This window comes from Acinetobacter sp. GSS19 (assembly GCF_028621895.1).
Lineage (GTDB): Bacteria > Pseudomonadota > Gammaproteobacteria > Pseudomonadales > Moraxellaceae > Acinetobacter.
On record NZ_CP117520.1, the window covers coordinates 1819241 to 1831475 of the forward strand.

At 46.8% G+C, this 12235-nt stretch carries 11 protein-coding genes; all 11 read right to left on the reverse strand.

What is annotated here, in order from left to right; translation table 11 throughout:
* Window position 1: 1 nt before the first annotated feature.
* A complete protein-coding gene (gene nuoL / locus PGW99_RS08745; RefSeq protein ID WP_273777295.1) occupies window positions 2-1891 on the reverse strand; it encodes an NADH-quinone oxidoreductase subunit L in 1890 nt (629 codons plus the stop codon).
* A complete protein-coding gene (nuoK, locus tag PGW99_RS08750; protein ID WP_004987386.1) occupies window positions 1888-2196 on the reverse strand; it encodes an NADH-quinone oxidoreductase subunit NuoK in 309 nt (102 codons plus the stop codon). The genes nuoL and nuoK overlap by 4 nt, the downstream gene beginning before the upstream one ends.
* Entirely contained in the window at window positions 2196-2714 is a 519-nt protein-coding gene (nuoJ, locus tag PGW99_RS08755) for an NADH-quinone oxidoreductase subunit J (RefSeq protein ID WP_273779486.1), read from the reverse strand. Before nuoJ ends, nuoK begins: the two co-directional genes overlap by 1 nt.
* On the reverse strand, window positions 2714-3256 hold the full coding sequence (gene nuoI / locus PGW99_RS08760; protein ID WP_273777296.1) for an NADH-quinone oxidoreductase subunit NuoI: 543 nt from the start codon (window positions 3254-3256) through the stop codon (window positions 2714-2716). The genes nuoJ and nuoI overlap by 1 nt, the downstream gene beginning before the upstream one ends.
* A gap of 18 nt (window positions 3257-3274) precedes the next feature.
* Window positions 3275-4291 carry an NADH-quinone oxidoreductase subunit NuoH gene (nuoH, locus tag PGW99_RS08765; RefSeq protein ID WP_273777297.1) on the reverse strand — a complete coding sequence of 339 codons (1017 nt, stop codon included), beginning with the start codon at window positions 4289-4291 and terminating at the stop codon, window positions 3275-3277.
* Between the two features lie 2 nt (window positions 4292-4293).
* The gene (gene nuoG / locus PGW99_RS08770; RefSeq protein ID WP_273777298.1) at window positions 4294-6984 is read right to left on the reverse strand and encodes an NADH-quinone oxidoreductase subunit NuoG; all 2691 of its coding nucleotides are present in this window, start codon (window positions 6982-6984) and stop codon (window positions 4294-4296) included.
* An 11-nt stretch (window positions 6985-6995) separates the two neighbouring features.
* Window positions 6996-8327, reverse strand: a complete 1332-nt coding sequence (gene nuoF / locus PGW99_RS08775; protein WP_273777299.1) for an NADH-quinone oxidoreductase subunit NuoF — start codon at window positions 8325-8327, stop codon at window positions 6996-6998.
* On the reverse strand, window positions 8324-8833 hold the full coding sequence (gene nuoE / locus PGW99_RS08780) for an NADH-quinone oxidoreductase subunit NuoE (protein ID WP_273777300.1): 510 nt from the start codon (window positions 8831-8833) through the stop codon (window positions 8324-8326). The genes nuoF and nuoE overlap by 4 nt, the downstream gene beginning before the upstream one ends.
* Window positions 8834-8847: 14 nt before the next feature.
* Window positions 8848-10635: an NADH-quinone oxidoreductase subunit C/D gene (nuoC, locus tag PGW99_RS08785; protein WP_273777301.1), complete on the reverse strand. Its 1788-nt coding sequence runs from the start codon at window positions 10633-10635 to the stop codon at window positions 8848-8850.
* 85 nt (window positions 10636-10720) lie between these two features.
* Entirely contained in the window at window positions 10721-11398 is a 678-nt protein-coding gene (locus PGW99_RS08790) for a NuoB/complex I 20 kDa subunit family protein (RefSeq protein ID WP_273777302.1), read from the reverse strand.
* 6 nt (window positions 11399-11404) lie between these two features.
* Window positions 11405-11956, reverse strand: coding sequence for an NADH-quinone oxidoreductase subunit A (gene ndhC / locus PGW99_RS08795; RefSeq protein WP_273777303.1), 552 nt, complete (start codon window positions 11954-11956; stop codon window positions 11405-11407).
* Between the last annotated feature and the right edge of the window lie 279 nt (window positions 11957-12235).

Here is a 12235-nt window from a genome sequence, read left to right on the forward strand (position 1 = left end):
TTTATTTCCCCACTACCTGAATCACGATCAAGATCATCAGTAGAACGACGACACCAAATGACATGCTTGAAGCATATTCACGCAACGAACCCGTTTGACGTGAACTGGTAAAGCTGTTGCCACCTTTGACAAGTGCTGGTAATACCAACCACAAACCGTCAATTGGGTCACGACCCAAGATCTTCGCGATGAGCAAATAAGGTTGAACAAACACGATGTTATACAGTGCATCAAAACCAAGTGCATTACGGCAAATATTTGCAAGGCCTGCACCCAATGACGTTTGAGCAAAGCTCTTCACTGCATTGTAGGCAAAAGCAAACAGAATGATGCCGACCACAAGACCTGCAAGAGCAATACCAACAGCAGTATATTCAGCCGTATGTACGCCTGCTTCTAATGCTTCAGGAATAACAAATGCTGGGATTTTAGCCGAATTCAGGATCGCTTCTACCGGCGCTTTTAACACATATGCGAGACCAGTTGAAAGTACCGCCAAGATCGCAAGAGGACCCCAATAAGTAACGCCCTTGATTTCGTGATAATGGGTTTTTTCTTCGCCGAAGAATACCACCCAGATCAAACGGAAAGTATAAATTGAAGTTAAGAATGCACCCGCAACACCAACCCAGTACAAGCTGTTATACACAGCAACGGCTTGACCTTGTGCCCAAACTGCACCCAAGATCGCATCTTTCGAGAAGAAACCGATGGTAACAAACGGAATCGCAGCAAGTGCACCGCCACCAATCGCGAAGCAGGCAAATAGGAATTTATTACGCTTGAACAAACCACCCATTTTGAAAATGTTCTGTTCGTGATGGTAAGCCAGAATCACCGCACCTGAAGACAAGAATAACAATGCCTTGAAGAATGCGTGAGTGAGCATATGGAACAGACCCGCTTGATACGCTTCAGCACCAACCGCCATGAACATATAACCCAGCTGACTCATGGTTGAGTAAGCCAAGATACGTTTGATGTCGGTTTGTACCAACGCCGCAAAACCTGCAACCAGCAAAGTCACTGCACCAGTAATCGCAATGAACTGCAAGACTTCAGGTGCCATTTCAAACACGGTGTAAGTACGGCAAGTCAAATATACGCCCGCAGTTACCATGGTCGCTGCGTGGATCAATGCAGAAACTGGTGTTGGACCAGCCATTGCATCAGCCAACCAGGTTTGCAGTGGAATCTGCGCTGATTTACCTGCAGCACCCAAGAACAACATCAACGCTGTCCAGATGGAAAGCGATGAGCTTTGAGTCATCACGGTCGCTGCATTTTCTACGATGTACTGGATGTTCAAGGTACCAAACTGTTGGTAAAGCAAGAACAAGGCAATCAGCAAGAATACGTCACCGATACGGGTCACGGTAAATGCTTTGATTGCAGCCCATCCATTCGCAGGATTTGAATAGTAGAAACCAATCAATAGGTATGAACACAGACCTACGCCTTCCCAACCGAGGAACAACAACGCCAAGTTGTCACCTAGCACCAATAACAGCATGCTGGTTACGAACAGGTTGAAGTAAGAGAAGAAGCGCGCATAGCCCTCTTCGCCACGCATATACCAAGAGGCAAAGATGTGGATCAAGAAACCAACACCAGTGATCATGCCCATCATCAATAAGGACAAGCCATCAAGGTGCAAGCTGAATGCAGGTGCAAAACCACCGACATTGAACCACGTCCAAAGATGTTGAACGTGCGTCACTGAACCATTATTAACGAAGTCCATACCGGCGATCAGCGCAAATAGTGCTGAAAGACCAACGGAACCCACACCAATAATCGCTGCCACTGTTTCAGGCAGCTTGTCACGCCCTGCCGCTAATAAAAGGAAACCGATTAGCGGAAATAATACTGTTAAATATAAATAACTCATCCGCGCATCTCACTAGCAGCATCCACATCCAGGTGATGGAAGCGATGGTAGAACTGGAGGACGATCGCAAGACCAATACATGCCTCTGCTGCAGCCAAGGTCAGGATCAGGATGAACATGATCTGTCCATCCGGTTGTGCCCAGGCACTGCCTGCCAGAACGAATGCCAACGCAGCAGCATTCATCATGATCTCAAGGCTCATTAACATAAACAAAAGGTTACGTCGCACCATTACACCGTAAAAACCGAGTGCAAAAAGAATGGTTGCAACGATCAAACCATGTTCTAAAGGGATATTACCCATTATTCTTTTTCCTCTTCTGCACTTGGTTCACGTTTACCTAGATGGTATGCCGCTACTAGCGCAGCTAGTAACAACATTGCGGCAACTTCAACCAATAATAAATAGTGTGTAAAGAGTGCTTGACCAACGGCTTTAGGACCAATCACTTCTTTGCCCAAAGTGAGACCCGCAACGGTATAGTCTGAGCCAAGCATCCAAACCAAGACCAAGCCTAACAAGAAGCTCATCAAGGCTGGATAAGCCCACGCCGAAGAATTCAACCATTTCGATTCCTGCTCGACGGTTTGCTGCCCCAAATTCAGCATCATCACCACGAACACGAACAACACCATGATTGCCCCGGCATACACAATGATCTCAAGCGCACCAGCAAATGGTGCACCCACGATCATGAAAATACCCGCTACAGCAAGCAGCGATACAATCAAGCTCAATAATGCATGGACTGGATTCGTGTTAGTCACAACACGAACAGTCGAGATAATGGCCACGAGAGCCATCAGATAAAATGGCCACATCATGGTAATAAACTCCGTACATCCACAGGTGCACTTTCTTTTTGTGCTTGACCTTTGTCCTTACCTGTAACTGCCATACCGGTTACGCGATAGAAGTTATAGTCTGGATATTTACCTGGACCTGAAATAAGCAAGTTTTCTTTTTCATAGACCAAGTCTTGACGAACATATTCACCCAACTCGAAATCTGGAGTCAGCTGAATCGCAGTCGTTGGACATGCTTCTTCACACATCCCGCAGAAAATACAACGTGAGAAGTTAATACGGAAAAATTCCGGATACCAACGACCATCTTCTTTTTCTGCTTTTTGTAATGAAATACAGCCTACTGGACAAGCAACCGCACACAGGTTACAAGCCACACAACGCTCTTCGCCATCTGGGTCACGCGTCAGGATAATACGACCACGGTAACGTGGTGGTACGATTTCAGCGGCTGGCACTTCTGGATAAAGGATGGTGTCACGTTTACGTGTCACGTGGGTAAAAACCATCCACAATGACCGTACAACGGACCCAACTCCAGCTAGAAACTTAAACATTCTGTTCTCCCTGCTGTCTTAGGCCGCTTGATTCATAAGAATCACAGCACCAGTCACCAACAAATTGACAAGCGCCAGTGGCAAACAAATCTTCCAACCAAAGTTCATGACCTGGTCATAACGTGGACGCATTAAAGAACCACGCGCCAAGACAAACATCATCACGAAGAATGCTGTTTTAATCACGAACCAGAACACTGGTGGAACAAACGGAATTTCAATATTGAATGGTGCCAACCAGCCACCAAAGAATAACGTTACGATCAAGGCAGAAATCAGCACCACGTTGACGTATTCGGCAACGAAGAACATCCCCCATTTCATACCGCCGTATTCGACATGGTAACCTTCGGCCAATTCTTGTTCCGCTTCCGGTTGGTCAAATGGATGACGATGCGTGACCGCTACCCCTGCCACGACGAAAATCATAAAGCCGATGAATTGTGGAATAACAAACCAAACATCACGTTGCGCTTCAACGATTTCACGCAGATTGAATGAACCCGCAATCGCGACCACGCCCATGAGCGAGATACCCAAGAACACTTCATACGAAATGGTTTGAGCCGCCGAACGCAGACCACCTAACAGTGAGTATTTGTTGTTTGAAGACCAGCCACCGAACAGCACGGCATAGACCGCAATACCAGCCATTGCCATAAAGAACAATAGGCCAATGCTCATATCCGCCACACCCAAAGATGGTGATACCGGGATCACCATAAATGAGAGCACTGCAGTTGCCATCGCAACAGCAGGTGCCAAACGGAAAGTTAATTTATCGGCAAACTTTGGTGTCCAGTCTTCTTTGAACATGATTTTCAACATGTCCGCGACGATCTGGAACATACCGCCAGGACCCACACGGTTCGGACCGTAACGGTCCTGCCACCATGCCAGTAGACGACGTTCAATGAACGACATCAATGCAGCAACCAGTACCACCACTAAGAGGACAACAATCGCTTGTACGACCAGGAATGTCGTTTCCCAACCTGTTGCCCATTCTGGTAGAACGCGTAAAGATTCATTCATGATTACACTCCTACCGCAGTTTCTACTGATACAGGCTCAGCAAGAGAAACCGTTGGTGCTAAACCAATTGGGTAACCAATATAACCTGTAGGTAAATATTCGATCACTTGTACAGGAAGGCTCACAGTGGTGTCACCGGCTTTCACTGTCACGCGTTGACCATCTTTCAGATTCAAACGAGTTGCATCCTGTTCACCCACTGCGAACACCGCTTCAGGAATACGTGATTCCATAGCTGGAGTCTTGATCGTGAATTCACCAGATGCAAAGATGTGGTGCATTGGAACCAGACGGAAACTTGCTGGATTTGCTACAACCGCACTTGGTGCTACATAAGAACGTGCAGGACGTTTTGGTAGACGGTCAAATAAACGGATACCTGAATCACCACCTTTCAAATGGCCGCCCACTTCATCTTGGTATTTGTTCCAAGATTGTGGAGAGTTCCAGCCCGGTGCCCATGCAAATGGAACCAGTGAGGCTTTGGTTTCTGGACCCACATAACCTTCCATCGAGAACGTCAATGCCGAGTCTGGATCGGTCGGTTGTTTTGGCTCATGAATCGACAATGGCGCACGCATCGCAGTACGACCTGAATAACGGCGTGGTTCACGCGCAATTTTCAAGCCATGAACACGGTAACCCGCATCTGGTGCAACATCTTGAATGGCTTCAAGAACCGGTACATTACGCACCACAGATTCGATCACGTCATCCAGTACAGTCCAGTCAATCGCTTTACCCTGGATACCGGTTTCAATGGCATGCAACCAGCGCCAAGATTCTTTGATCGCCAATTCAGGTTTGTAATAGCTTGGGTCATACACTTGATAGAAACGCTGTGCACGGCCTTCTTGGCTCACTACCGTACCGTCACCCTCAGCAAAGCTTGCTGCTGAAAGTACGATGTCTGCTGCTTTAACCGTTTCAGTTTCAGAATGATCCAATACAATCACGGTATTGGCTTTATTCAATGCAGCTTGTACTTGTGATGCAGGTAAACGACGGAAGAGGTCATTTTCTACGATCACCAGCGTGTCATAGTCTTGTGCAAAGGCCTGTTCTAGGCTTAAACCACCGAGCAATGCCAAGCCCATTGAGTTCACTTCCGGAACAACCAGAGTTAAACCTGCATTGGCACCCAAGCTTTGGGTCAACTGTGCAGCCGCTTCCATGATCGCTGGATCTTGTAAGCTAGTACCAGCAATCACCAATGGTTTTTTCGCTGCTTTTAACGTATCTGCGATGGTTTGAGCAAAGGCTTTTGCATCATCATCCAAACCAAGCACGGTTTCACCTGCCACGGCTGCTGCAACAGCAAAGCCCAAGCGAGCGATGTCATTTGGAGAAGCAACTACTTCACCGGTTGCCACATCAGACAGACGGGTTTGTGTTGCCGCCAAAATGTAGATTGGTGATTTTGCATCTTGGCCAATACGCTGAACAGGTTCAGCCAACCATTCTTGCGTACGACGTTCAGCTGCCATTTCTTTGGCTTTGTTTTTCGCTGCTTGACGAACAGACAAGGCCATACGTGGTGCGGTTTGGGTTAAGTCTTCACCCAAGATCAACACAGCATCATAGCTCTCGATTTCACGCATGTTGGGGTTGTAAATACCCTCGGTTTGCATGATCGACGCTGCAAGCTCAACTAGGCTCTGCTCTTTTTGAGCCATACCGGTTGAGAAGTTGTCCTGACCGACCAATTCACGAAGTGCATAGTTCGATTCAAGGCTGGCACGTGGCGAACCGATACCCAAGACTTTTTTGCCTTGAATTGTGGCGATCACCTGATCCAATGCCTGATCAACCGATACTGTTTCAACTACACCGTTGCTACGGAATTGCGGCTGACGTGGACGATCTTCACGGTTGACATAACCGGTACCGAAACGGCCTTTATCGCACAGGAAGTATTGGTTCACTTCACCGTTGAAACGGTTTTCTACACGACGCAACTCGCCATAACGCTCACCTGGAGAGATGTTACAACCTGAAGAACAGCCTTGGCATACGCTTGGCGCATACTGCATGTCCCATTTACGGTTATAGCGTGCAGAGTGAGTCTTATCAGTGAATACGCCTGTTGGGCAGATCTCGGTCAAGTTACCGGAGAATTCTGATTCCAAGGTGCCTGATTCCGGACGACCAAAATACACACGTGACGCATTGGCATACACACCGAAGTCTGTACCGCCCGCATAGTCCTTGTAGTAACGGACACAACGGTAACATGCGATACAACGGTTCATTTCATGTGCAATGAACGAACCCAGTTCTTGGTTGTAATGCGTACGCTTGGTGAAACGGTAACGACGACGGTCATGCTGTGTCATTACAGTCATATCTTGTAAATGACAGTGACCACCTTCTTCACAGACTGGACAGTCATGTGGGTGGTTAGTCATCAAGAACTCGACCACAGAAGCACGAAAATCCACTGCTTCTTTATCTTCAATCGAAATATAGGTATTGTCAGATGCCGGTGTCATACATGACATGACCAAACGACCACGCGTATCTTCTGCGTTTGCGTACTGGGTCACAGCACATTGACGGCAAGAGCCGACAGAACCTAAGGATGGATGCCAACAAAAATATGGGATGTCGATGCCCAGACTCAAACATGCTTGCAGCAAGTTTTCCGAGCCATTGACTTCGTACGATTTTCCATCGACATGAATGGTAGCCATAGTCGAATTCCTTAAGCTTGTTCTACGTTGCTAGCTTGAGCGGCCGCATTTACGACTTTTGCTTCAAACTCGCCACGGAAATGTTTGAGTGCGCCCATGAGTGGTTCCATCGCACCTGGAGCGTGGGCACAAAAAGTTTTACCAATCCATAATTTACGAGTCAGTTCTTGTAAATGATCGATATCTTCCTGTTTTCCTTCACCATTTTCCAGCGCTTTTAACGCTTTCACGGCCCAAGGCAGACCATCACGGCAAGGTGTACACCAGCCACATGATTCACGTGCAAAGAATTCTTCTAAGTTACGGGTTGCTGAAACCATACATTGGGTTTCATCAACAACCATCAACAAACAGGTCCCCAAACGTGATCCTGCTTTCATGATACTTTCCGCATCCATTGGAAGGTCGATGTGTTCAGCAGCCAAGAAGTCTGTTGATGCACCACCTGGCAACCACGCTTTGAGTTTTAAACCATCGCGCATACCACCAGCATGTTCTTCAATCACTTCACGTGCTGTAGTACCAAATGGCAATTCCCATAGACCCGGGAATTTCACCTTGCCTGATGCACCATAAATTTTGGTGCCTGGATCTTTCGATTTACCCGCAGACAAACCGATATACCATTCAGGACCGCGCAACATAATCGCTGGCAAGTTATTGTAGGTCTCTACGTTGTTGACAATCGTAGGACGACCCCAAGCCCCTGCAACCTGCGGGAATGGTGGTTTGGTACGCGGGTTGGCACGGCGGCCTTCAAGCGAGTTAATCAATGCGGTTTCTTCACCACAGATATAACGGCCTGCACCGGTGTGTACATACATTTCGAAGTTCCAGCCAGTGCCTAGGATGTTTTCACCCAAGTAGCCTTTGGCACGGATCTGCTCAAGCGCTTCATTTAAATATTGCGCTGCTTCAATGTATTCACCACGGATAAAGATATAACCATGAGTTGCTTCAAGGGTATAACCCGCAATCAGCATTCCTTCGATCAATTGATGTGGAAGTTTTTCCATCAACAAACGGTCTTTGAAGGTTCCTGGTTCCATTTCATCGGCATTACAAATCAGGTAACGAGGACCTGAGTTGTCATTCGGTGCCATCAATGACCATTTAATACCTGCTGGGAAGCCTGCACCACCACGACCTTTTACCGTTGCCGCTTTAATAATTTCAAGCACATCTTTCGGTGGCATGGTCACGGCTTTTTTGAAGCCTGCATAACCTTCTAGTGCTTCATAATCGTCCGCACTACGCACATGTTCTTGTTTGCTCAAACGCCAGGTTAATGGATGGGTTTCTGGGTTACCGTCACCATAAATTGGTTTTGGTTCGGTATTCATACATACTTCTCCAGTAACTGTTTAATTGATGTCACTTCAACCAAACCGTGAGTATCTTCATCAATCATCAAAGTCGGACCTTTGTCGCAGTTGCCTAGACAGCAAATCGGCAGCAAAGTGAAGCGGCCATCGGTCGTGGTTTGACCGAACTGGATCCCCAATTCACGCTGGAATGCTTCAGCCAAAGTTTCCGCACCCATCAGGAAGCAGGCAATCGAATCACACAACAGAATTACGTGACGGCCAACCGGCTGACGGTAAATACGGTTATAGAAAGTAGCAACACCTTCTAAATCCGCAACACTAATGGTCAACAGTTGTGCAATCGCATTCAGCTGCGCGTCATCTACCCAACCATTACGGCGTTGTACACACTTCAAGGCATCTAGCGATGCCGCACGTGGGTACGGATAGTGACCAATGTGATGTTCAATTTCATGAATTTCGTCCGCAGTCAAAATCCCTTCAACATTCACGCGTGGCTTTTTATCAGTCAAAATCATCATAATGCTTTTACCCCTTAGCGATCCACGTCAGCCATAACCACGTCAATGGTCGCTAAATAAATGATCAAGTCAGATACCAGACTGCCGTTAATCACGGAAGGCATTTGCTGCAAGTGCGTGAAGGTCGGTGTACGGATACGGGTACGATAACTCATGGTCGACTTGTCAGAAGTCAGATAATAAGTACTCGCGCCTTTCACCACTTCAGTCATGAAGGATGACTCACCTGCAGGCATGACAGGACCCCAAGAAACGCTCAAGAAGTGCGTAATCAAGGTTTCAATATCTTGTAATGTCTTGTCTTTCGGTGGTGGAACAGCCAGTGGGTGATCCGCTTTATAAGGACCCGATGGCATGTTATCCAGGCACTGCTGAATGATCTTCAATGACTCGGTGATTTCACGGAAGTGCACCAAGACACGCGCATAGGCGTCACCTTCGTATTCCACTGGAACGTCGAAATCAAAGTTTTCATAGCCACTGTACGGACGGTATTTACGTACGTCGAAGTCAATACCTGTTGCACGTAAACCAGTACCAGTGACACCCCATGCCAATGCCGATTTTGCATCGTATTGTGCAACATTACGGGTACGACCGATAAACACCGAGTTTTTCAATGCCGCAGTATAGTATTCGTTCAGACGTTTTGGCATCCATTCGAGCAGTTCACGCACCAGTTTTTGCCAGTTGTTTGGCAAGTCGTGTGCAGTACCACCGATACGGAACCAAGCTGGGTGCATACGGTAACCAGTGATCGCCTCAACGATGTCATAGACTTTTTGACGGTCTGCGAACATGTAGAAAACTGGCGTCATACCACCAGCATCCTGAATCGCCGTACCACAGAACAACAAGTGGTTATTAATACGGAACAATTCGTTCAGCATCACACGGATGACCTGTGCACGTTCAGGCACTTTAATGCCTGCAAGCTGCTCAACCGCCATCACATATGGCATGTTTTGCGCACAACCACCGAGATAATCCACACGGTCGGTATAAGGAATGAAAGAATGCCAGGTCTGACGCTCAGCCATCTTTTCCACACCACGGTGGTGATAACCGATATCAGGCACACAGTCTTTAACTTCTTCACCATCCAACTGCAAAACCACACGGAACGCACCGTGCGCAGATGGGTGGTTCGGACCCAAGTTCAGGAACATGAAGTCTTCATCAGCATTGCCACGTTTTAGACCCCAATCTTCCGGTACAAAACGCAGATGCTCTTGTTCGAAATCCTGTTTGGCTTGGTTCTGCATATACGGCGTATATTCTGTCGCACGTGCAGAATATTCTTTACGTAGCGGATGACCTTCCCAGTAGGTTGGCAACAAGATACGACGGAGCATTGGATGCCCTTCGAAATTGATACCAAACATGTCATAGGCTTCACGCTCGTACCAGTTGGCATTTGGCCAAATATTGGTTGCAGTTGGAATGTTCAGATCATTCTCGTTTAACGCAACCTTGATACGGATGTCACTGTTACGCTCTAGCGATAACAGGTGATAGAACACGGTAAAGTCAGATGCTGGCAAACCGTCACGATGAACACGTAAACGCTCATCCATCGCCGACAAGTCAAACAGCATGACATAAGGACGTTCCACTTTACGCAGGAACATGAGGACTTCTTGCACGCGTGCGCGCTCAACCCAGACAGTTGGAAACTCTTCACAAGTTGCCTGCACGTAAAAGTTCTCACCAAATTTGGTTTTGAGCTCTTCTACAATTGCAAATGCTGGGCGTGAGTCAACAGTCGTCGACTCTGGCATAGCAATGTCAGTTTCAGCCATTGGCTTGGCTTCCTATTTAATACAAATTCATTCAACTCTAACGACAAGTACACCCATACGGGTGCCCTAATACCTTTCGTTAAAATTATTCAATTTCATCCATAGAGCGTAAGTTTTTCACTGCGATACGTTCAGCATTCTTACGGTCACGTTCTGGCATCATCTTTGGCTTATACACTGGCTGAAGATCATCACCAATCACCGCAGAAAGCGGACGACGCTCTAATTGAATTTGGTCTTGTAACAGCATTAATGCCTGGATTAATGCTTCAGGACGCGGTGGACAACCCGGAATATACACGTCTACAGGAATGATTTTATCGACCCCTTGTACAACAGAGTAAATGTCGTACATACCCCCGGAGTTCGCACAAGCACCCATAGAAATGACCCATTTCGGCTCCAGCATTTGCTCATACAGGCGCTGAATAACCGGTGCCATTTTCACAAAGCAAGTTCCGGCAACAATCATCAAGTCAGCCTGACGCGGTGAAGCACGGATAACCTCGGCACCGAAACGTGACAAGTCATGCACACCCGTTAAGGTGGTTGCATATTCAACGTAGCAGCACGATGTACCAAAGTTAAAAGGCCATAATGAATTTTTACGGCCCCAGTTCACAGCTGTGTGTAACACGTCCTCTAAACGAGTCATGAACACATTTTTATTCACTTCTTCCTCAAGCGGATCCGTCACAATTTGACGATCCTGAAGTGGATATTGCTCAGCATCTGGATTCGCACGGGTTAGGGTATATTTCATCCCGAGTTACTCCTGTTCCGATGACAAGGCAGTCGTAGTTTTGGATTTCACACGACCAGAAGATTGAGCTGGAATTTGACCCGTAGGATCAGTCACCAACTCTTCAATGGAATTGAATCGGGTAATATCCGCGATATTCATATTTGGCGCGCCAATTTTCGGCAAGATACCAGCTGATTTACGACGATCGGCTGGAGCCCAATTCAACGCTCCAACAGAAAATGCATAAACCAAGGCAATTAATAAATCGACAACGAAAATCACCACAGTGGTATAACCCAACCACCCAGCCTCGCGCACAGACGTCGCCCATGCGTAAAGATAAAGTGCTTCCAAGTCGAAAACCACGAAGAAAATAGCAACCAGATAGAATTTTGCAGATAAGCGAATGCGTGCACCACCCGCACTCACCACACCTGACTCAAATTGCTCTTGCTTGGCACGGCCCCATGATTTACCCCCAAGGAGTAAAGGGACAGTGAGCATAAAGACGCAAAGAAATGTAACGCCGATCACGAAGGCAATAATTGCCCAATCGTATGGAGTAATGGCACTCATGCGGGGATAACTCCTGGCAGGCCTATTATTAACAAAGAATGTATGTATTGGCCTAAAATACACCAAACATAAAATTAATCCCGCCAATTGTACCTGATTTATGATTTCTCTTGCTAGCGAAAGCGTCTTAGTCTTTTGGCTGATTTTTTATTCAGTATTATGAATGTAGAGAAGTTTGTAAGCCGAACCGCCCTCTTTATCGTTTTATTAAATTAAAAGCCAAATTTCTATTAATTTTTTTAAAATTGGCATTTTCTTATCAGTGCTAAGGTGCCGTTC